The organism is Acinetobacter sp. NIPH 298, from assembly GCF_000369505.1.
Classification (GTDB): domain Bacteria; phylum Pseudomonadota; class Gammaproteobacteria; order Pseudomonadales; family Moraxellaceae; genus Acinetobacter.
In genome coordinates, this window is record NZ_KB850055.1 from 218,632 (window position 1) to 240,284 (window position 21,653).

The 21,653-nt window shown below is 40.8% G+C and carries 18 protein-coding genes; 12 read left to right on the forward strand and 6 right to left on the reverse strand.

From position 1 onward, the window contains the following. Positions 1-8: 8 nt before the first annotated feature. Together rng and F903_RS16555 are read left to right on the forward strand one after the other, a co-directional pair. Positions 9-1,463, forward strand: a complete 1,455-nt coding sequence (rng, locus tag F903_RS05980; RefSeq protein ID WP_004669353.1) for a ribonuclease G — start codon at positions 9-11, stop codon at positions 1,461-1,463. A 134-nt stretch (positions 1,464-1,597) separates the two neighbouring features. Then, complete coding sequence (locus F903_RS16555) at positions 1,598-1,771, forward strand: PA1571 family protein (protein WP_005195458.1); 174 nt, start codon at positions 1,598-1,600, stop codon at positions 1,769-1,771. Positions 1,772-1,806: 35 nt separating this feature from the next. On the opposite strand, the gene F903_RS05985 is transcribed toward F903_RS16555, so the two are convergent. Continuing rightward, a complete protein-coding gene (locus F903_RS05985; RefSeq protein ID WP_005195460.1) occupies positions 1,807-3,192 on the reverse strand; it encodes a WS/DGAT/MGAT family O-acyltransferase in 1,386 nt (461 codons plus the stop codon). A gap of 224 nt (positions 3,193-3,416) precedes the next feature. Continuing rightward, entirely contained in the window at positions 3,417-4,148 is a 732-nt protein-coding gene (locus tag F903_RS05990) for a phosphoadenylyl-sulfate reductase (RefSeq protein WP_004669347.1), read from the reverse strand. 441 nt (positions 4,149-4,589) lie between these two features. Between F903_RS05990 and thrH the strand changes: the two genes are divergently transcribed. After that, positions 4,590-5,207, forward strand: a complete 618-nt coding sequence (thrH, locus tag F903_RS05995; protein WP_004669345.1) for a bifunctional phosphoserine phosphatase/homoserine phosphotransferase ThrH — start codon at positions 4,590-4,592, stop codon at positions 5,205-5,207. Between the two features lie 78 nt (positions 5,208-5,285). Here thrH and F903_RS06000 read toward each other — a convergent pair whose 3' ends face one another. Both F903_RS06000 and F903_RS06005 read right to left on the reverse strand, forming a co-directional pair. Next, positions 5,286-6,518, reverse strand: coding sequence for an OmpP1/FadL family transporter (locus F903_RS06000; protein ID WP_005195462.1), 1,233 nt, complete (start codon positions 6,516-6,518; stop codon positions 5,286-5,288). A 223-nt stretch (positions 6,519-6,741) separates the two neighbouring features. Beyond that, positions 6,742-8,064 carry an OmpP1/FadL family transporter gene (locus F903_RS06005; RefSeq protein WP_005195463.1) on the reverse strand — a complete coding sequence of 441 codons (1,323 nt, stop codon included), beginning with the start codon at positions 8,062-8,064 and terminating at the stop codon, positions 6,742-6,744. Between the two features lie 487 nt (positions 8,065-8,551). On the opposite strand from F903_RS06005, the gene kdpA reads away from it, so the two are divergent. From kdpA to F903_RS06045, 8 genes are all read left to right on the forward strand, one after another. Then, positions 8,552-10,249, forward strand: coding sequence for a potassium-transporting ATPase subunit KdpA (gene kdpA, locus F903_RS06010; RefSeq protein WP_034595112.1), 1,698 nt, complete (start codon positions 8,552-8,554; stop codon positions 10,247-10,249). Positions 10,250-10,262: 13 nt separating this feature from the next. Then, positions 10,263-12,275 carry a potassium-transporting ATPase subunit KdpB gene (gene kdpB, locus F903_RS06015; protein WP_005195465.1) on the forward strand — a complete coding sequence of 671 codons (2,013 nt, stop codon included), beginning with the start codon at positions 10,263-10,265 and terminating at the stop codon, positions 12,273-12,275. A 9-nt stretch (positions 12,276-12,284) separates the two neighbouring features. Continuing rightward, a complete protein-coding gene (gene kdpC / locus F903_RS06020) occupies positions 12,285-12,896 on the forward strand; it encodes a potassium-transporting ATPase subunit KdpC (RefSeq protein WP_005195466.1) in 612 nt (203 codons plus the stop codon). Positions 12,897-12,909: 13 nt separating this feature from the next. Further along, entirely contained in the window at positions 12,910-15,561 is a 2,652-nt protein-coding gene (locus F903_RS06025; protein ID WP_005195467.1) for a sensor histidine kinase, read from the forward strand. 10 nt (positions 15,562-15,571) lie between these two features. Next, positions 15,572-16,270, forward strand: a complete 699-nt coding sequence (locus F903_RS06030) for a response regulator (protein ID WP_005195468.1) — start codon at positions 15,572-15,574, stop codon at positions 16,268-16,270. A gap of 146 nt (positions 16,271-16,416) precedes the next feature. Then, positions 16,417-17,088 (forward strand): CsgG/HfaB family protein, encoded by a 672-nt coding sequence (locus tag F903_RS06035; RefSeq protein WP_005195470.1) that lies wholly within the window; start codon positions 16,417-16,419, stop codon positions 17,086-17,088. An 18-nt stretch (positions 17,089-17,106) separates the two neighbouring features. Further along, positions 17,107-17,475 (forward strand): DUF4810 domain-containing protein, encoded by a 369-nt coding sequence (locus tag F903_RS06040; RefSeq protein ID WP_004669337.1) that lies wholly within the window; start codon positions 17,107-17,109, stop codon positions 17,473-17,475. Then, positions 17,472-18,149 carry a DUF799 domain-containing protein gene (locus tag F903_RS06045; RefSeq protein WP_005195473.1) on the forward strand — a complete coding sequence of 226 codons (678 nt, stop codon included), beginning with the start codon at positions 17,472-17,474 and terminating at the stop codon, positions 18,147-18,149. Before F903_RS06040 ends, F903_RS06045 begins: the two co-directional genes overlap by 4 nt. 57 nt (positions 18,150-18,206) lie before the next feature. On the opposite strand, the gene F903_RS06050 is transcribed toward F903_RS06045, so the two are convergent. Further along, a complete protein-coding gene (locus tag F903_RS06050) occupies positions 18,207-19,667 on the reverse strand; it encodes a coniferyl aldehyde dehydrogenase (protein ID WP_005195474.1) in 1,461 nt (486 codons plus the stop codon). 153 nt (positions 19,668-19,820) lie between these two features. Here F903_RS06050 and F903_RS06055 point away from each other — a divergent pair, with 153 nt between their 5' ends. Further along, positions 19,821-20,375, forward strand: coding sequence for a phosphatase PAP2 family protein (locus tag F903_RS06055; RefSeq protein WP_034595113.1), 555 nt, complete (start codon positions 19,821-19,823; stop codon positions 20,373-20,375). A gap of 39 nt (positions 20,376-20,414) precedes the next feature. On the opposite strand, the gene F903_RS06060 is transcribed toward F903_RS06055, so the two are convergent. Further along, positions 20,415-21,647, reverse strand: coding sequence for an HmuY family protein (locus tag F903_RS06060; RefSeq protein WP_005195478.1), 1,233 nt, complete (start codon positions 21,645-21,647; stop codon positions 20,415-20,417). Positions 21,648-21,653: the final 6 nt, after the last annotated feature.

A 21,653-nucleotide genomic window follows, 5' to 3' on the forward strand; every position in this document is an offset into this window, starting at 1 on the left:
AGTTGGTTATGGCTGAAGAGTTGCTAATTAACGTCACACCGATGGAATGTCGTGTGGCATTAATCGAAAATGGTACGGTCAATGAGCTATTTGTTGAACGCACTGTAAAACGTGGATTGGTCGGTAATATTTACAAAGGCAAAGTTGTACGGGTATTGCCCGGTATGCAGGCGGCTTTTGTGGATATCGGTTTATCGAGAACTGCCTTTTTACATATCAATGATATGGTCTGGCCACGTTCACAGCCGACCCCAAATGTTTTTGAACTTTTACACCCGGGGCAAATGCTTACGGTTCAAGTCATGAAAGACATGTTGGGGACCAAAGGTGCACGTTTAAGCACTGATCTTTCTATTCCATCGCGATATCTTGTACTTATGCCTTATGGCAATCATATTGGGGTGTCCCAGCGTATCGAATCTGAGGAAGAACGAGATCGACTGCGTGGCATCATTGAGCACATTCAGGAAGAACACCTTCTTCCCGGTAGTGTGATTGTACGTACGGCAGCAGAGGGTGTGGACGAAGCTGCAATCGCCCAAGATATGAATTATCTAAGTAAACTTTGGGAATATATTCAACGCAAACAAAAAGAAGTTGCTACACCAGAAATCATTTTTGAAGAATTGCCACTTCCACAGCGAATTGTGCGTGATCTTGCAAGTGGTGAAACCGCTAAAATCTATGTCGATTCACGTGAAATTCATGCCAAGCTCAGTGAGTTTGTTGATGAATTTGTACCGATGATCAAAAACCGCCTGATTCACTATCCGGGGGAAAAGCCATTATTTGACTTGTATAACGTCGAAGAAGACATTCAAAAGGCATTGCAAACACGCGTCGCACTTAAATCTGGTGGTTATCTGATGATCGACCAGACTGAGGCAATGACCACGATCGATGTCAATACAGGTTCTTATGTTGGTGGTCGAAGCTTAGAAGATACGGTTTTTAAAACCAATATGGAAGCTACACAAGTGATTAGTCGGCAACTCCGCTTGCGTAATTTGGGTGGCATTCTGATCATTGATTTTATTGATATGCAAGAAGCTGGGCATCGTGAAGAGGTGATGCGTCAATTTGAAAAAATGCTCGAACGTGATCATGCGAAGACCAAAATTACTCAAGTTTCTGAGCTTGGTTTAGTGGAAATGACACGTAAACGTACGCGTGAATCGTTGGAACATTTGCTTTGTGAATCCTGCCCAACCTGTCAGGGACGAGGATATGTGAAAACAGCAGAGACAGTATGTTACGAAATATTTCGAGAGGTCATGCGATATGCCCGTGCATTTGACTCCAAGGGTGGCTTTACTGTCGTTGCACATCCAGCGGTGATTGATCGGCTCTTAACAGCAGAAGCCCCAGCCGTGGCGGATTTAGAGCATTTTGTGAACCGCGTCATAAAATTCCAAGTTGAAAATCTATATACGCAAGAGCAATACGATATCATTTTAAGCTAAAGTTGTAACAAGATTTCGCTTAATCCTTGTTACAACTGAAATTTTACTTTCTATCATGAATTTTAAATACTAGAACCATAAGATTAGCCATAGGCATTTTTCAGTGCCTTAGCAAATATAATGAGGTATATAATATGAATGTTAGTAAAAGATTAGTGAGCCACGGTTTTAAGCATGTTTTGGACAGCACCCCTGTAAATACATGTTACATGGTCGATAGCCAAGGTAAAGAAGTTCCGATTACCACAGCTATGATCCGCTCTGCTTGCCATCAACTGTTACAACGGTGTCGCGCAATTAAAAACTAAGGGGCTATGAAAAGCCCCTTAGTTTTTTCTGAAAGTTAATTCGCAATTTTTTGCTTTTCGAACTCTTGAATCTTTTGTTCAAAACGTTGAATTTCTTCTTCTAAATGAGTCAGTAGATTTTGCATTTTAGGTAATGCATTGCGACATGCAATCAGTCCAACCTCAAGTTTATCGAGATAACTGGTCAAAGTGATATTCAGCGCTTGGCCATCCATAACGATTGAAGCAGGGTACAAAGCATCTAGTCTTGCCCCATTCCAATATAAAGGCTCACGTGGACCGGGTACATTCGAAATCACAAGGTTAAATGCTTGGCGTTTAGGCAGCATGCCTGAAACGATATTTAGACCTGCTGGTCCATACACAACAGCACTATAGTTCAAAATCTCATTTGCAGTCATACGGCTAAAACGTTGTTTAGAGTTTTGTACGCTACGACGAATAATTTCTAAACGTTCAATCGGATTTTCAATGTGCGTCGCAAGATTTGCCAAAATCATGGTGATACGGTTACTGACGTCTGAATCATCTGTGCGTAATGAGGCAGGGACCATCGCAATGAGCGGTTTTTTCGGCAGACTATTTTGACTAATTAAATATTCACGCAATGCACCTGAGCACACGGTAAGTACCACATCATTGATCGTTACACCCAAGACTTTAGCAATATAACGTAAGCGATTCAGCTCAAAAGATTGTGCTGCGAAACGACGAGAAGAACTGACACGCTGGTTTAAAATTGAAGGCGGTGCTTGAAAGGTTGAAACGTAGTCTGGGTTTTTCCCCATTTCTTTAAATATTGTTTGAGACAACTCTTGCATGACTTTAGGGGTGACTTCAAGCTGAGATTTAATCCCATCTATAAACCCTTTGATTTTGCTGACTGTTGGTGGTTTTGGTACTTTTAAACGTTTACCGCGCGTTCCTTCAACACACCATAACGGCACAACGTGTTTTTCGTTTGGATCTTTAGATAGTGATTTTTCAATCAAGCGCATACCCGCAACGCCATCAACCATCGCATGGTGGATTTTAAAGTACATGGCAAAGCGATTGCCTTCAATGCCTTCAATAATGTCACAGGTCCATAGTGGCTTGGCACGATCAATTAGTGAACTATGCTGCTGTGAAATATAGACCAGCAATTCGCGAATACGTCCGGGATTCGGTAGTGCAATATGACTGAAATGATGATCTAGGTCGAATTCATTGTCTTCACCCCAAAATAAACCATTAAGTTGGTTATTAAATGGAGGGACTGGAATGCTTTTTGATTGGCGAATTTCTTCCACTAAGTCATGCACGAAAGTCGGCGAAGCATTCTTAGGAAGTTCGAATAAAAACAAGCCACCTACATGCATAGGTTGTTGTCTTTTTTCTAATGAAAGAAAAATGAAGTCGATTGGGTGTAATGGGCGCATAGCAGATTAGCCTCTCGTCGCATTTTTTATAAGATACTCGTAGGGTTTGCTGATATTTCAACCATGAAGTGTCAACAGACCCTATAACTCTTATTAGAATTATTGAACCGTTCTGTCGAGTATATACGGTTTGTTCTGGTTAAAATATGACTTTGTACACGGCAGTCATAAAAAATAAAACCACTGATTAATCAGTGGTTTTAATATACCAAATCTGTAATTGATTATTTTTTGAGATTGCCAGCATGCAAGCCGCATTCTTTGTGTGTGGCTTCTTCCCACCACCAGCGTCCTTCTCGCTCATGCTGATTTGGAAGTACGGCACGCGTACATGGCTCACAACCAATCGAAATAAAACCACGCTCATGCAATGGATTGTATGGGATTTCCATCATACGGATATAACTCCATACATCCGCACTGCTCCAGTTCGCAAGTGGATTGTATTTAATCAATTGCTTACCTTCACCTGAAAAACCAACATCGGCTTGAACCACTGGAACGTCACTTCGCGTTGGGCTTTGATCCTTACGCTGACCTGTAATCCAGCCGTCTAAAGTTGCCAACTTTTTACGTAAAGGCTGTACTTTACGGACGCCACAACATTCCTGATGACCATCTTCAAAAAAGCTAAATAAGCCTTTTTCATCTACCAGTTGCTGAACTGCTGCCGATTCAGGAAAGCAAATTTCGATATTGATCTTGTAATGTTTACGCACAGTTTCGATGAACTGATACGTCTCGGCATGTAAACGTCCCGTATCTAAACTAAATACACGGAATGGTTTGCCAATACGAGATGCGATATCAATCAATACAACATCTTCAGCGCCTGAAAAAGAAATAGCGATTTCACCTGATTGGCTTAAAGCAAGTTCTAAAATTTCTCGTGGTGATTTATCTGCATAGTCAGCAGCGAGAGCATCTACAAGGTCAATAGTCGGAATAACAGTCATGAATGTTCCTGGCGGTAGGCTTGGGCATAATTGTAAATTATTTTAGGGTCTGTTGACACTTCAGCTATGCATTGCGTTATAGGCTAAAACGACATAAACAAGGCATGAAATGAAGGCAATGGCGACCCCCTTGTCAAATTTCATAACGAAGTTTAGGGAAGTTTTAGCCATAACCCTTCGGGACAGGGGCATTTTTTGCCGCTACTACGTTATGTCTTGCTTACTTAGAGTGACTAAGTTTCGCAAAACCTGCCTTGTATCGACTAAAAAATGCCCGCTGTCGCAAGCATCTGTGAAATGTCAGCAGACCCGCAGCAAAGCGGAGGGCTTGCCGTCAACTTTAATCTTGCAGAATAAAGTCGTTTTATTCAACAACAGCGCAAAAAATTGAAAATGTTAATGGTATGATACAGCAATTTTTAACCAACATTGGACGCATTCATGGAAATCGTATGCCTAGATCTTGAAGGGGTTTTAGTTCCAGAAATCTGGATTAATTTTGCAAAAAAAACAGGGATTAAAGAACTCGAAGCGACCACGCGTGATATTCCAGACTATGATGTACTGATGACGCAACGTCTAAATATCTTAAAACAACATGGTCTGGGTTTAAACGATATTCAGGCTGTGATTGCTGATATGGGGCCTTTTGAAGGGGCGAAAGAGTTTGTTGAATGGGTGAGTACTCATTTTCAACTGATTATTTTGTCTGATACTTTCTATGAGTTTGCACACCCGTTGATGAAGCAACTCGGTTGGCCAACTATTTTCTGTCATAAGTTAGAGACAGATGAAAATGGTATGATTACCGCGTATAAACTGCGTCAACCTGATCAAAAGCGTCAAGCAGTCAAAGCATTACATGGTTTGAATTTCCGTGTAATCGCAGCGGGCGATTCTTATAATGATACAACGATGCTTGGTGAAGCAGATCATGGTTTCTTATTTGATGCGCCAGATAATGTAATTGCTGAGTTTCCGCAATTTCCACCACTTCATGGCTATGAAGCATTGAAGCAAGCGATTCGCTCTGTATCACAACGTAATATTCCAGAATAATATGTGTTTTTTCACCATCGTGTGAAAAATGGATAAAATAAAAGGCGCATAAAGCGCCTTTTATTTTATCAAACGCAATTAGAACTTATAACCAATTTTCATTCCGTAAGCGATCGCATCGTTATTGTTAAATTCGGCGATATAATTAGGCGTATCAAACTGAGAACCAGATTGTGCTTTGGCATCACCTAACCAGAAATATTTCACACCACCAGCAATGAAGTAATTTGGAGCAGGGCTGTATTGAACCCCGACACCAACATTCCAGTATCCTTCTGTTGGTCCAAGTGTGGTGACTGGATTACCTGCACCAGAGTCCCAACCGACAGATAGATTACCTGCCCATTGATCATTCAGTTTACGTCCTACACCCGCAGTAATCGAATATTGATCATCGGTATAAGCGACGAGATCGAAACCTTCTTTTTTACCTGTTCCTGTTACGATGTCAGAAAGTAGTGAAGCTTTACCAAACTTATAAGGACGAATGGCAAAGTCTTTCCAGTTCACCCAACGAATATTCGCAAATGCAACGGTATTTTCCATAATCCCAGTTTGTAAATCGAGGTTAATCGATTGTGGGGTGGTAATCTCAGTTGTACCTTCTGAATGATTAATTTGGATTAAACCTGCATTCAGGTCAGTAGATGAGGGGATCATACCTGCAGCATTATGCTTTTCATAAGCATTCATTTCATGCTTAATCTTGGCACGATAGGTTAGGGATGCTTTAAGGGCGATTTCAGGAATTTGATAAGCGACACCCGCTAACCAGCCCACTGCTTCATCTTTACCTGTTTTAAAGTCATAGCCATTGTATGCGCTATAGCTAGTGCCACGTAATAACACAGTACTGTCTAAGGTTTGATAAACCGCACCTGCATAAACGTTCCAGTTTTGATTTGGCTGATAACCAAAGATTAAATTTAAATTTTCGGTGCTTACCGTAACTGATGTTCTGCCGTTAAAAGGTACTGGTCGATTTTCGACAAAATTGTTTTGACCGTGATATTCAGCATCAGCACCATAAGGATGATCATAGAGTAGACCAATAGAAAAATGCTCAGTTGCTTGAATTTTTAATGCGGCACTTGGTGAGTAATACTGGTTTGCCATGTCCCCTGTATTATTTTGTGAAGTATCTTTTCCTGAAACATCTGCGCTCAGAAAGGTAATACCCGCTTCAAAATAGTTGTCAGGCTGTAAAAATGCAGCGATTGACTGACCTGAACGATCTAATGCAGCAGCAAAGGCTGAGGTCGTTGGTAGTAAACTGAGTAACACAGCTTTTTGAATGGCATGCAGCTTCATTGATATTTTCTCTCATATCACGGTATAACAAGAATGCCGCGGAAAGTAACATAATTTTGGGAAGCCGAAATATTTTACAAATGTCAATAAATGAACTGCTAAAGTCATGGAAAGGTGTTGAGTTATACGGGCTTATAGATTATTCACTCTAATTTTTTTATTAAACGGTAAATTATGAGCAAAAAAAGACCGTCTTGTGACGGTCTTTTTTCGTTGATATAGATTAGAAACGGTAACCGATTTTTAAGCCATAAGCGAGAGCATCGTTGTCTTCAAATGTACCGGCATCTGAATGAGCACCAGTTACAGCATCTGAATCACCTAACCAGAAGTATTTTACGCCACCAGCAATAAATGTCGCTGGAGTAGGGCTATATTGCACACCAACACCAACATTCCAATAACCTTCAGTTGGACCTAGTGTTGTTACAGGATTACCAGCACCAGAATCCCAACCTACAGAAACATTACCTGCCCATTGCTCGCTCAGTTTACGACCAACACCCGTAGTTACAGACCATTGATCTTTACTGTAGTCAACGAGGTTGAAACCATTTGGTTTACCTAATTGAGGTAATAACTGTCCGGCTGCTTGAGAAACGATACCAAACTTATAAGGTTGAATAGAGAAGTCTTTCCAATTTACCCAGCGGATGTTAGCAAAAGCAACAGTATTTGCCATGATCCCTGTTTGAAAATCTAAATTAACAGATTGAGGTGTTGTGATTTTGGTTTTACCACTGCTACCAAGAGCCGCAAGTTTTTGTCCAATCGCTTGTTGTTGAGCTGGATCTGTAATATTTAAAGCATTGAACAATAATGCTGGGTTTGCAGCAACTAAGCCAACAATAGGTATATTTTCATTGACATTAATGTTGTGATCGATTTCTGAACGGTAAGTTACAGATGCCTTTAACGCAATTTCAGGAATTTGATAAGCAAGGCCCGCTAACCAACCAATATCACCTGTTTCTTTAATATCAGCATCATACCCATTATATAGACTATAAGCTGTTCCACGTAATTTAACTTTGCCTTTGACTGTTTGATAGACCGCACCACCGTAAATATTCCAATTTACCGTTGGTTGGTAACCAAAAATAAAGTTAAGATTTTGAGTATCAACGTCAACTGAAGTACCTCCAGTTACGATATCACCTAACCCAGCTTGACCAAGTGTTGGACTTATAGGTGAAGGCAATAATGGATTATTTGGATTGGCAACAAAATTGTTATTTCCTTTGTATTCAGCATCTGCACCAAATGGTTGATCGTAAATCAAACCAAAAGAAAAGTTTTCAGTAGGTTGTAGCTTTAAAGCTGCATGCGGAAAATAATAATCGCCAGCCATATCCCCAGTATTGTTACCAGCAGTATCTTTTCCTGAAACGTTAGGATCAAGAATCGAAAGACCAGCTTCAAAGTAATTGCCTGGTTGCAAGAAAGCAGAAATCGATTGACCTGAACGGTCTAACGCCGCTGCAAAAACTCCAGTTGCAGGTAACGTGGCTAAGATCATTGCAGTGCTAAGGTGTTTTAATTTCATTTTAAATCTTTCCTTGAACTTTTAAGATTCTTAAGTGTAGAGAAGCTATGAACTGACGACTAAACAGTTGTCTATTGTGATTGGCTATAACTTCATGTAACAAAAATACCATAATTAAAATAAGAGTAAATGTTCTAAATGAACTATTCAGTACGATTTTTTACATGAAAATGAACGGAAAATAATCTATATATATTTTATACACCTGTGTTTTTATTGATAAAATCATGAAAAATATAAATTATTTTTTTTTGAGGAGTGGATTTTTTTTTGCATTTTTAAGGAAATTATTTTTTTTAAGGTCAAAGATTTTTTGTAATAAATAGGAAATTTTTTCAATACAGTTATTTTAATTGCGCTATCGGGCGCTTTAGCTGTGCAGTAAATAAGTTTACGCAAAATTTACGCATCTGTCTTTTTTCAATATAGAGAATTTACGCACTCAATTTCCATACTTATGCCGAACTATTTTTTTATGGCATTACCTATGTGGGAATTTATTTCCGTATTTATGTTTGCATTGCTTCTAGCGTATCCCTTAGGACGCTATCTCGCCGATGTGATGCAAGCAAAACCGATGCGAAGCGACCGATTTTTTAAATGGATAGAGCAGCCCATTTATACTGTTCTCAATGTAAAACAAGTTGGAATGAATTGGCGCCAATATTTAGCAGCCTTTGTTCTGAGTAATATTTTATTGTTGGTGACCAGTGTCACTATTTTAATGACACAAGCTTGGTTACCACTGAATCCTGATCATATTCCAAATATGAATTGGGATTTGGCGTTACATACTGCGATTTCGTTCCTGACCAATACCAATCAGCAGCATTATTCTGGACAAGCACAGCTTTCTTATTTATCACAAATGACAGTGATCGTGGGGCTGCAATACTTGTCACCTTTAATGGGATTGGCACTATTAGTGGCAATGTTAAGAGCATTATTCTTACAGCCGAGTCAAACAGAAAACTCAGAGAAAAAGACATGGAATAATATTAATCTGGGTAATTTTTGGATGGATATTATTCGTCCATTATTTCGGTTTTTTATTCCTTTAGCATTTATTTTCTCTTTATTGCTCACCTTTCAAGGCGTTCCAGCAACGCTTTCTGCTGGCCCGACTGTACAAGTTTTGGATCAATCAGCAGAAGTACAAACTCAACGTGTCCCTCTTGGCCCAGTGGCACCGATGGTTGCGATTAAGCAATTAGGGAGTAATGGTGGGGGGTGGTATGGTCCAAACAGCAGTGTGCCTTTAGAAAACCCAACCCCACTTTCAAATGTTCTTGCAATGATTGCAATCCTATTGATTCCATTATCTGTGGTGTTTATGGTCGGGCGTTTTGTCCAGCGTCGGAAATTGATGTGGATGATTTTCGGAACGATGTTGTTGATGTCTGTTGCTTCTGCCTCGTTGACATTGTGGACTGAAAAATCATCTTTGCTTGCAAACTCAGCATTGATGGAAGGGAAAGAAGTCCGTTTTGGCGCTGATGCATCCGCGTTGTGGGGCAGCTTGACCACACAAGTAAATAATGGATCTGTCAATATGATGCATGATTCTGCTTCCCCTCTGACGGGTTTGCTAGAGCTATGCAATATGTTGATTAATGCGATTTGGGGTGGGATCGGTTGTGGTCTATTACAGTTCTTTATTTATCTGTTTTTAGCCGTTTTTATTGCAGGCTTAATGACAGGGCGCTCCCCAGAGTTGTTTGGGCGAAAAATTGAAGTCACTGAAATTAAACTTTTAGCATTCGTGATCTTATTACAGCCTGTTGTGATTCTTGGGTTAACTGCAATTGCAATCGCATTTCCTTCGTTGACAGGCAATTCAAACCCTGCATTCCACGGGATCAGCCAAGTGTTTTACGAGTATGTTTCTGCTTATGCCAACAATGGTTCTGGTTTTGAGGGATTGGGCGATGACAGCTTGTGGTGGAATCTCAGTGCGAGTGTCGCATTGTTAGCAGGGCGCTATAGCGTATTGATCATCCCTGTTTTAATCGCCGTGAGCTTGGCAACCAAACCGCAAGCTGGAGAAAGCAAAGGTTCTTTACAGATTGAGTCGCCTACATTTGCGCTGACGTTGATCGCAATTGTATTGATCCTCACGTTATTGCAATTTATGCCAGTGTTGGTGATTGGACCAATTGCTGATTATTTATCTGTAAACATCTAGTGGAGCAAGCTCAATGAATAATTCAAATGCGACACAAATGGATATTTTGAATAAAGCAATTATTCAGCAAACCTTTTATAAACTACTGCCGCAACATGCATTTAAAAACCCTGTGATGGCGTGTGTATGGGTGGGGACTGTTTTAACCATTATTGCAACTTTAATGGGAAGTACTAGTTTAGGCTTTGGTCTATTGCTGACTTTGATTTTATTGGTGACGGTGTTATTTGCTAATTATGCAGAAGCTGTTGCAGAGGCCAAAGGACGGGGGCAAGCCGCTTCATTGCGTCAAGCTCGTGAGAATTTAACTGCAAATCGAATCGCAGACCTCAATGCGACCCCACATGTCATATCTGCAAATTTACTTAAAAAAGATGATTTAGTCGTGGTCAAGGCCGGTGAAATTGTGCCTGCTGATGGAGAAATTATCCGAGGTTTCGCCACCATTAATGAATCAGCCGTAACTGGTGAATCTGCGCCTGTACTCCGTGAAGCAGATACTGATCGTTCAGGGGTGATCGGAGGAACGAAGGTATTGTCTGATCAAATTATTATTCGAGTTAGTAATGAAGCTGGTCATAGCTTTCTAGATCGAATGATTGCTTTGGTCGAAGGTGCCAACCGTCAGAAAACACCGAATGAAATAGCACTGAGTATCTTGCTCAACATTATGACAATAACTTTTGTGGTGGTGGTTGCAACACTACCGTTCATTGGTTCAATGGTGGGAATCAAGATTAGTCTTGTGTTGTTGATTGCTTTGTTGGTGTGTTTGATTCCGACGACGATTGGTGGATTATTGCCTGCAATTGGGATTGCAGGGATGAATCGCGCATTAAAAGCCAATGTATTGGCAAAGTCAGGAAAAGCGGTTGAGGTGGCAGGCGATATTGATGTGTTGCTGTTAGATAAAACTGGCACGATTACCTATGGCGACCGTCAAGCAACCGCATTTTATCCACTCAAGGGTGTTGCGATTCAAAACTTACGTCAAGCCGCAGTATTATCATCTTTAGCTGATCCAACGCCTGAAGGTAAGTCGATTGTTAAATTGGCACAAGAACAAGGTGAGCAGGTTCATTCTTCTGAGATTGAAATGCAGTTTATTCCCTTTAGTGCTCAGACGCGTATTTCAGGTGTGGACTTGGCAGAAAATCGCCAGATTCGTAAGGGATCTTATGATGCAATTATTCAATTACCTTATCAAAATCAAACGATTCAAGCTGAGTTAAAGCAAGTCGTCGAAACAGTTGCTCGTAAAGGTGCAACACCTTTGGTGGTGATTGATCGTGAAATGATCCTCGGTGTGATTGAGTTGTCTGATGTGATCAAGCCTGGGATTAAAGAGCGTTTTGCTTTGCTACGTGAGATGGGCATTAAAACCATTATGGTGACCGGGGATAATCCTTTAACTGCCGCCGCAATTGCTGCTGAAGCTGGGGTTGACGACTATATTGCCGAAGCGAAACCAGAAGATAAGCTGAACTGTATTCGTAAAGAGCAAGCTGCTGGTAAGTTAGTGGCCATGGTGGGGGATGGTACCAATGATGCACCTGCTTTGGCGCAAGCCGATATTGGTTTAGCAATGAATTCAGGTACGCAAGCCGCTAAAGAAGCTGGCAATATGGTGGACTTGGATTCTGATCCGACCAAGCTGTTAGATGTGGTTGAAATTGGTAAGCAACAATTGATCACGCGTGGTGCGTTAACCACATTCTCTTTGGCAAACGATGTATCTAAATACTTCGTTATCTTGCCTGCATTGTTCGCCGTGGCAATCCCTCAACTTGAAGTGCTCAACATTTTACAATTGAGTAGTCCAAGCAGTGCCGTTATTTCTGCTTTGATCTTTAATGCACTCATTATTCCAATGTTGATTCCACTTGCACTCAAAGGGGTGCAATTCAAGCCAGCAAGTGCTTTGCAATTACTCCGTCGTAATATGCTGATTTATGGTGTCGGTGGGGTGGTATTTCCATTCATTGCAATCAAGCTGATTGATCTTGTTGTTTCGTTGTGGATTTAGGAGTGTGAAATGAATACATTAGAAAAACTTCCATCAATGATTGAGTCTCAGTCGTTACTCCGTCCTAGCCTTGGTTTGATTATGGTTGGATTCCTGATTGCTGGTGCGCTGTATTGCAGTGTGAGTGTCTCGATTGCACAGCTCATATTTCCAACGCAGGCGAATGGTAGTTTAATTACTACGAATGGTAAAATTGTAGGGTCAAGCTTGGTTGGACAGTCCTTTGTGAGTGATCACTATTTTCACGCTCGCCCTAGTGCTATTGACTATGATGCGTTTGCGGTTGGGGGAAGTAATCTGGCTGTTTCAAATCCTGAATTACATCGGCAAATAAAAGAAAGAACAGCCCAGTTTGCGCAACACAATCATACGACGGCAGAGCAAGTGCCGAATGAGATGATCACTGCTTCGGGAAGTGGGATTGATCCTGATATCTCACCTGAGAGTGCGTTATTACAGGTCAAACGTGTGGCTGAACAACACCATTTAGCTGAGCAACAGGTTACTAATCTGGTCAAACAACATATTCAACCTGCTCAATGGGGGATATATGGGCAAGCACGAGTGAATGTACTTCAGCTAAACTTGGCATTAGATCAATTATCTTCTACACCACGTTGATAGAGCGAACGTTATGCAGATCGACCGTAACAATAAAGCTGATGCATGGTTGGCACATAGTCAGCGTGAACAATCTGGACGTTTAACCATTTTCTTGGGTGCAGCGCCCGGTGTGGGTAAAACCTATGCCATGTTGACCCGAGCACATGAGTTGATGCAACAAGGTCATCATGTGGTTGTGGGCGTGGTGGAAACACATGGTCGATCTGATACGGAACGCTTGATTCAGGGGCTTAATGTTATACCAAGGAAGAATGTTGAATATCAGGATCGAACTTTGGATGAGATGGATCTCGATCACATACTGAGTTTAAAACCTGAAATTGTGTTGGTTGATGAATTGGCACATCGTAATGTACCCAATAGTCGCCATGAATATCGTTGGCAAGATGTCAATGAATTACTTGATGCTGGTATTGATGTATATAGCACTTTAAATATCCAGCATCTCGAAAGTTTGAATGATGTGGTCTATCAAATCACAGGGATTCGAGTCAGTGAAACAGTTCCCGATGCGTTATTGAAACGTCTGAAAGATATTCGCTTGGTTGATTTGCCCGTTCCAGAATTGTTGGAACGGATGAATCACGGCAAAATTTATAGAGCAGATGTTGCACCGCATGCTTTGCAAGGTTTTTTTAAGCCAGCACATTTGACTGCGTTACGTGATTTAGCAATTCAAACTGTCGCTGGACAAGTGGAAATTGATTATCGAGAAAAGTTCGTTGCTCAAGGGCAAATTATTCCGATCCAAAACCATGTCATGCTGGCGATTGATGGCTCAGAGTTTTCAGAGGATTTGGTCAGACGAGCGCATCGAATCGCAGAAAGACGGAATGCAACGTGGAGCGTGATGTCGATTCAAAAGAGTCGATATCAAGACACGCAAACCTTTGCAGTCACTAAAGCTTTTAATTTGGCACGTAAGTTAGGTGCAGATACTTATTTGCTCTATAGCAATCATATCGCCTCAAGTATTTTACAAGCGGCTTATGATTATGGCGCATCAAATATTTTACTCGGTAAAAGCCCCAAAAAATCAGTGTGGCAGCGACTGTTTTCAGATCATATTGCCGATCAACTCTTAGAAAAACAGCATCCTTTTGAGATCACTTTTGTTCAGCCGTTGAAGGATAGGCAGAATGATCATCAACAGCAAGGGGATGCTTCAAGTAAATCATTTTTCGAGCAAGGTTTCGCTTTTAATCAACGTGAAGTGATTGAAAGTATTTTTATCATTCTCCTTGGGTTTTTTGCTGCGGTCGTGAGTGACCGATTTATTGGTTATAGTGATTTAGCTTTAATTTTTATTGTTACCGTACTTTTGGTCGCTATGCGAGCGCGGATGGTGATTACTCTCGCAACGGTATTTATTTGTTTTTTACTTTATAACTACTTTTTTATTGACCCTCGCTATACGTTTAGAGTCAGTGCCGAACGTGGTGTGATTACGATTGTGACATTTATCGTCACGGCATTATTGGTTGGACGTTTGGCAAATCAGTTACGTGCTCAAGTATTAAGTTTGCGTGCTGCAAATTCAGTTTCCTTACAACTCCAAGAACTGGAAAGGAAGCTCTCAAGTTGTGTTGATATTGAGCAAGTTTTAAATGTGGCGAAACAACATTTAGAAAGCGCTTTAAATGCAGCAGTTTGGTTAAGAATAGGGACTCAAGAGTTAGGTGAGACAGCTTCTTTATTGAATAAAAAAGATCAAATCGCAGCAGACTGGACGCAAAAAAATGCTAAACCTTGCGGACGTTTTACTAATACATTGACTCAGTCGGAATGGTGGTTCAATCCAGTTCATTTAGCTGATGGATATGGTGTTATTGCGATTCAATTTAACCAACATCCCCAAACCATCAGCTTTGAACAACAACGTTTGGCTGAGTTGATGATCGATGATATTGCTCAAACCGTGTCTCGGGTACAGTTGTCATTACAGTTGGAAAACTCTCGGGTCGTGGCTGAAACTGAAAAGTTACGTTCAGCCTTATTGTCATCTGTTTCGCATGATTTACGCTCACCATTGGCTGCGATGATTGGTTCTGCGGACAGTTTAAAATATTATAGTGAGCAGATGTCGGTGTCTGACCGCCACGATTTATTGGATACGATTCATATCGAGGGGGAACGTTTAGATCGTTATATTCAAAACTTACTCGATATGACGCGATTGGGTCATCAAGGTTTGACGCTTAGTCGAGCTTGGATTGGGGTGGATGAGTTGATCGGTTCTGCAACCCAACGACTCAAACGTTATCAGCCGAATATTAATATTGAAGTGTCTTTTGACGAAGATTTGCCACAACTCTATGTGCATCCTGCTTTGATTGAACAGGCGATTTTCAATGTTTTGGAAAATGCTGCCAAGTTCTCACCCGATGACATTCCAATTGAAGTAAAGATCCAGCAGCATGAAACTGAACTTCAAATAGATATCGTAGATCAAGGTGTTGGGATTCCTGAAGATGAGCGAGAGCAAATCTTTGATATGTTCTATACCATGCAACGTGGTGATCGTGGTAAAACTGGAACAGGTTTAGGTCTTGCTATCGTCAAAGCGATTATTGGTGCACATATGGGAAGCATTACAGCCCATGCTGGACCATATGGTCAAGGTACCTTAATTCGAATACGATTACCGTTACATCAGGATTAAAATCATTTGTATGCCACAAACATTTAATCAACAAGCGTCGGTTCTTATTATCGATGACGAACCCCAAATCAGAAAGTTTCTCGATATCGCCTTACGTGCTCAAGGTTATCAAGTGCATGTTGCTGAAACTGGTATGAAAGGGTTGGAGACATTAGCAACTCGCGGTGCAGATTTATTGATTTTGGATTTAGGTCTGCCTGATATGGAAGGGCAAGCTGTTTTAACTGAAATGAGGCAATGGTCCGATATTCCAGTCATTGTTCTTTCAGCACGACCCGATGAAAATCAAAAAATTAAGCTACTGGATGCGGGTGCCAATGACTATGTGACCAAACCATTTAGTATTCAGGAGTTATGCGCTCGAATCCGTGTATTGTTTCGTAATAAATCACAGCAATCAGAACACAATATCATTTTTAATGATGGGCAATTATTTGTCGATGTCGCTGAGCATGTCGTGAAACTTGCTGGTGAGGAAATCGTTTTAACCAAAAAAGAATTTCAGCTTTTTGCATTGTTGATCCGCCATCAAGGCAAAATAGTGACGCAAAAACAAATTATGAATGAGTTGTGGGGCATCACCCATGAAGAAGATACTCACTATCTCAGAATTTTACTGAAAAAGCTTAGAACTAAAATTGGTGATTCTGCCGCAACGCCACATTATATTTTTACGATTGCTGGAGTTGGTTTGCGATTTTGCGAATAGTGTCGATTAAGTCGATCTAATTGATTGGATTATAAAATGATTTGTTCTGATTTAAATGGATGCTTGAATTGTAAATTGTTAGGTGGCTAAACGTTTTTAAGCTATAATTTTACGGTTTTTTTTATCTTTATTTTGATTGAGCAACAATGAAAAAATTATTAGTGATTACGGCATTTAGTTCTTTAGGCTTAATGGCCTGTTCAACCACAGAAACATCAAAATCAATTCAAAGCCCACAAGTGACGGCGGCGGTACAACAAATTAAATATAACGGAGCGAAAGTACCTGTTTCGATTGGTAAGTTTGATAATCGTTCAAGTTATATGAGAGGAATATTCTCGGACAATGTCGATCGTCTTGGTGGACAAGCGAAAACCATTTTAGAAACTCACCTACAGCAAACTGGTTATTTCTCGGTTTTAAACCGCGATAACTTGTCTGAACTCAAGCAAGAAGTAGGCTATAGCAATACCTCTCAAGCGATCAAAGGCGCGCGTTATGTGCTCACGGGTGATGTATCTGAGTTCGGCCGCAAAGAAGTTGGTGATCAGCAATTATTTGGGATTTTGGGACGAGGTAAACAACAAATTGCTTATGCCAAAGTGAACTTGAATATTGTGGATGTGAAAACATCAGAGATCGTGCATTCAGTGCAGGGTGCGGGCGAATATGCATTGAGCGCGCGCGAAGTACTTGGTTTTGGTTCTACAGCTTCTTATGACTCAACCTTGAACGGTAAGGTACTTGATTTAGCGGTACGTGAAGCAGTCAACAATTTGGTTACCGATATTCAGAATAACCGTTGGACTGCACAATAAGACAGGGTCGCTGTAAAAATGAAAAAAATTCTTTTCACCAGTCTGATGAGTATTGGATTGGTTGGCTGTGCTGCTGGACCTCAACCTTTATACAGTTGGGGGTCTTATACGCAACAGACTTATTTGATGTATAACGCGCCAGAAAAAGCCACACCCAATGCACAAATCATCAAGTTAGAAGCGGAAATAGAAAAAGCAAAAGCCAAAAATTTGGCTGTTCCACCGGGACTCTATGCGCATTTAGGGTTGTTATTTTTACAACAGAACAATGCGCAAAAAGCAGTTGAATATTTTCAATTGGAACGACAAGTTTATCCAGAATCAACCGTGTTGATGGATCGTTTGTTGCAGAAAATGAATGCCAATGTAGGATCGACACAGCTATGATCAAGACGTTTTTAGTTGCGAGTCTTTTGCTCACAGGTTTGGTGTTTACGGGCTGTGCATCCTCTCCTGCAGTGAATAAAGATATGACTGTGTATAAGCAGCATATGCCAAAATCAATTTTGGTGTTACCGCCTGTCAATGATTCCCCTGATGTGAAGGCAACCTATAGCTATTGGCCAACTGTGATCACACCTGTTGCTGAAGCAGGTTATTACGTCTTTCCAATTTCTGTGGTTGATTCGATGTTTAAAGAGAATGGCGTGACCAATGGTCATGATGCTCAAAGCATTCCGACTCAGAAATTACACGAAATTTTTGGTGCTGATGCTGCACTTTATATTCGAATTAAAGAATATGGCTCTAAGTATCAAGTCATCCAAAGTGTTGCGACGGTCAGTGTAGAGGCAAAGCTGGTTGATTTAAAAACCAATGAGACGCTTTGGACAGGTGAGAAAAAGGCAGTTCAATCAAGTAATAATGGCAATAATGATTTACTCACTGCACTTGTTGGGGCATTGGTTGAACAAATTGCGGGTAGTTTAAATGATCGTGCTTATCCTTTAGCAACGATTGTGAATACGCAATTATTTACACCGACGCAGCATAATCCGGGTTTGGGCTTGCTCTATGGACCACGATCCCCTCGATATCAACAAGATAGTGTTGTGAAGTAATCCATTGTTCATACACATAATAAAAAGCCTCTGAATGAGGCTTTTTATTATTGAAGGTTATTTAATATTTGGATCGCCTTTTTTCAAAAAGAAATGCAAAGCGAGTTTTTGTACCCATGTACCATAAGGTGGATAAAATAATTGGGTTGGGAAGAATCGATGTCGAATAAAGACTGTTTTTGCATGTGAAAGTTCTCGGAAACCTTCTACACCATGATATGTACCCATACCTGAGTTGCCGATCCCACCGAATGGTGCATCATGGTTGACAACATGCCAACCCCAGTCATTGATGGTGACACCGCCAGAGTGAGTCTGTTTTAAAATGTGATCACGTTCTGTGGCGTCATGAGTAAAGCAATATAAGGCTAATGGACGTTCACCCACTTTAATATAATCAATCGCATCATCTAAGGTGTCGTAAGCAACAACAGGGAGTACAGGTCCAAACAACTCTTCTTTTAAAATGAGCATCTCTGCTGTGCAGTTCAGTACGATATGCACTGGCATACGGCGCGCATCTTTCTCAGTGTCGTAATCACCACACACAATGATTTGAGCACCTTTGGTTTTTGCGTCTTCTAATATTTCTTGAATACGCTTTAAATGCCGGTCATTTACAATCGAAGTGTAATTGTCATTATTGTGAATATTGTTGCCATACATCGCCGTGAAATTGGTTTTACATTCCTGCACGAACTGCTCAACTTTTTCTTTAGGCACGAGCGCATAGTCAGGGGAAACGCAGATCTGACCACAATTGGTGGCTTTACCATGCAAAATACGTTTTGCTGCATCGGCTAATGGATAATTTCGGCTAATCAGTGCAGGGGATTTACCACCTAATTCAAGCGTTACAGGCGTTAGGTTTTCTGCAGCTGCGCGCATCACCACACGTCCAATCGCAGGTGAGCCAGTAAAGACGATGTGGTTAAACGGTAGCGATGTGAAGAGTGATGGATCAGTGATTTCCTCACCAAACACACAGACTTCATCTTCACTAAAAACTTCAGCCAACATTCTTTTGAGCATGGCATTGGTGGCTGGGGTAATCTCAGGAAGTTTGATCATGACGCGATTGCCTGCTGCAATCGCTGCAACGAGAGGACCGAGCGCCAAATAAACGGGGAAATTCCACGGTACGACAACGCCAACAACCCCTTTGGGCTGGTATTGCACACGTAATCGATTGGATAGGAAAAGTAATTCAGTACTGCGTTTACTTGGTCGCATCCACTTACGTAAGTGACGAATCGCATGCTCTGCTTCCAATACTGAACCCAGTAAATCCAGTAGTTTGGACTCATCGAGTGAGCGTGAACTAAAGTCAGTGTTGATCGCTGTTGCGATCGCATCTTGATAGCGAATGATCTGTTTTTTGAGGTTAAATAATTTGCTGCGACGTGTGTCTAGGTCTGGATAGGGTTGAGCATCGAAAGCCGTGCATTGTTGAGTAAAAACAGATTGCATATATTTATCGGCGGATTGACTAGATTCGAGTGAGTGTGGGGAATTCATTATTGCTCCTTTTATACTTCATTATCTCGATTGTTTAAATATTCTAAAGATTTCGTCTCAATGGCTTGGGTTTGGAGAATCGAATACATCATTCGTTCATCTTACTGTTGTACAATTATTGGAACTCATTCATTGATCAAAAATAGACTTGAGATGATTTTTGAAAATTTAAACCTTCATTTATTTCATTGTATAAATTCTTTTGCTTTGAAATATCCGATTTTGGACAAAATAGCGATATTCTTGGCTGATGATTTAAACACAGTCTTTATCAGTTTTCTTGTGTTTTTATTGGTTGTGCAGTGGAAAATCTACAATGTAGTGTTTGCAAAAACATTGTTCATCGTTCTTATATCGTTGTTATTGTGTGATTTAGTGGATACTTTCTATCATCATCCACGCCCATTTCAATTTGGGGTGGGACATAAATTGATCGGTCATGGTTCGAGTTCATCCTTTCCGAGTCAGCATACCTTGACGATGGTGATCATTGCATGCTCATATTTGAAGGCTGGATTTAAGCTGATTGGCGGTATCGGCTTAGTTTTGAGTCTCGTGGTTGGATTATCTCGAATTTATGTCGGCGTACATTTCCCATTTGATATCGTGGGGGCTTTCTTGATTGGTTTTATGTTGGTGGTAGCTGTCAATTATGGCTTAAAAGAATTGGCAATAAGATTGCGTAAAGCGATACCATTACTGAATTAAATCTAAAGAAAAACGGAGCATTGCTCCGTTTTTTATGGTTTATTTTGCTGGTTGAATATCAAACTCAAAGGTCCATGTCGTTGAGCTGTTATAGTCCGTTGGATCTGCATAACGGATATCGGTGAGATGCATACGTGCATAGCTATTGCCTTTATTACTACGGATCATACTTGCACCAGTAGGGTCTGCTTTAAGCGTATGCATCGCTTGTAATCCATCTGCTTGAGCAGCCGCCAGCGTTGGATAGTAGTTATACCAGCCATACGATAGTTTTTGTGGATAAGTCCCTTTATACGCTGGGTTCAGGATAGAGCTAATGGTGTTAGACCCCCAACGCGTTATTTTTGCTGAAATAGCTGCTTTGAGGTCTGCTTCAGTGCTCGCATAGGCATTGGTATCTTTGAATTTATCTAAGATGACTTTGCCTTCAGCAGAGTAGAATCCTTCAGGTTGGGATGCAACTGCATTACCAATATTTTGATTTACTTGCACATAGTAACGATTAAATGCGAGTTGCCATTTTGCTTGAGTATCTTTGGTTGTGGTGCCGCTGACAAGGTCAACATAGTTCCAGCCTTGTGTGGCATCAACGGTTAAGGTTTTGACATCATTCGGATACCGAGTGTCGATATAACGGATCGAAACATATCCTGACGTAGTTCCTTGGTAATAGTTGTATATTTGTACTGCAAATACAGGTTGATCTGCACTACCAATCACATTAGTTGAGGCAGTATTGGTGGTCACCAAAAAGGTTTTAAAATTTGGTGACATGCGATGATCACCAAATAAGTTATATTCTAAGAAACTGTTATAACCATTTGTCGTTGCCATAAATGCATTGCTGTAAGCATCTATATTCCAAGCTTGACTTGGTAAACTTCCACCTTGGGTTGCATCCAGCTCTTTTGAGAGTTGTTGCCATGTTGCTGAGAAGGGTGAATAGAGTGCTCCGCCATTACCAGATCCACTCACACCACTGTTGGTAAATAACATTGGCGTACGTGTACCCATTGCAAATTGTAAATCCCAATCCGATGCTGTACATGAAACTTCTGCTTGCGTGTCAATGTCATAGCAATAGGAAGAATTTGCACTGGGTGTAATCGTCCATTGCGCTGATTTGATTTTAAATTGGTCGGTATTGTTGGAACCATTATTTGATGCGTTGTTATTACTACTGCTTCCGCCACCCCCACCGCATGCAACCAGTAAAGCGCTTAAGGTACTTAATGCAAAAAGCTTGCAGAAATGTGTGCTTAGATTAGACATACTCTA

Coding starts and splice junctions, on each gene's coding strand:
- rng (WP_004669353.1), top strand. CDS start 9: ATGGCTGAAGAGTTGCTAATTAACGTCACACCGATGGAATGTCGTGTG.
- F903_RS16555 (WP_005195458.1), top strand. CDS start 1,598: ATGAATGTTAGTAAAAGATTAGTGAGCCACGGTTTTAAGCATGTTTTG.
- F903_RS05985 (WP_005195460.1), bottom strand. CDS start 3,192: ATGCGCCCATTACACCCAATCGACTTCATTTTTCTTTCATTAGAAAAA.
- F903_RS05990 (WP_004669347.1), bottom strand. CDS start 4,148: ATGACTGTTATTCCGACTATTGACCTTGTAGATGCTCTCGCTGCTGAC.
- thrH (WP_004669345.1), top strand. CDS start 4,590: ATGGAAATCGTATGCCTAGATCTTGAAGGGGTTTTAGTTCCAGAAATC.
- F903_RS06000 (WP_005195462.1), bottom strand. CDS start 6,518: ATGAAGCTGCATGCCATTCAAAAAGCTGTGTTACTCAGTTTACTACCA.
- F903_RS06005 (WP_005195463.1), bottom strand. CDS start 8,064: ATGAAATTAAAACACCTTAGCACTGCAATGATCTTAGCCACGTTACCT.
- kdpA (WP_034595112.1), top strand. CDS start 8,552: ATGTGGGAATTTATTTCCGTATTTATGTTTGCATTGCTTCTAGCGTAT.
- kdpB (WP_005195465.1), top strand. CDS start 10,263: ATGAATAATTCAAATGCGACACAAATGGATATTTTGAATAAAGCAATT.
- kdpC (WP_005195466.1), top strand. CDS start 12,285: ATGAATACATTAGAAAAACTTCCATCAATGATTGAGTCTCAGTCGTTA.
- F903_RS06025 (WP_005195467.1), top strand. CDS start 12,910: ATGCAGATCGACCGTAACAATAAAGCTGATGCATGGTTGGCACATAGT.
- F903_RS06030 (WP_005195468.1), top strand. CDS start 15,572: ATGCCACAAACATTTAATCAACAAGCGTCGGTTCTTATTATCGATGAC.
- F903_RS06035 (WP_005195470.1), top strand. CDS start 16,417: ATGAAAAAATTATTAGTGATTACGGCATTTAGTTCTTTAGGCTTAATG.
- F903_RS06040 (WP_004669337.1), top strand. CDS start 17,107: ATGAAAAAAATTCTTTTCACCAGTCTGATGAGTATTGGATTGGTTGGC.
- F903_RS06045 (WP_005195473.1), top strand. CDS start 17,472: ATGATCAAGACGTTTTTAGTTGCGAGTCTTTTGCTCACAGGTTTGGTG.
- F903_RS06050 (WP_005195474.1), bottom strand. CDS start 19,667: ATGAATTCCCCACACTCACTCGAATCTAGTCAATCCGCCGATAAATAT.
- F903_RS06055 (WP_034595113.1), top strand. CDS start 19,821: ATGATTTTTGAAAATTTAAACCTTCATTTATTTCATTGTATAAATTCT.
- F903_RS06060 (WP_005195478.1), bottom strand. CDS start 21,647: ATGTCTAATCTAAGCACACATTTCTGCAAGCTTTTTGCATTAAGTACC.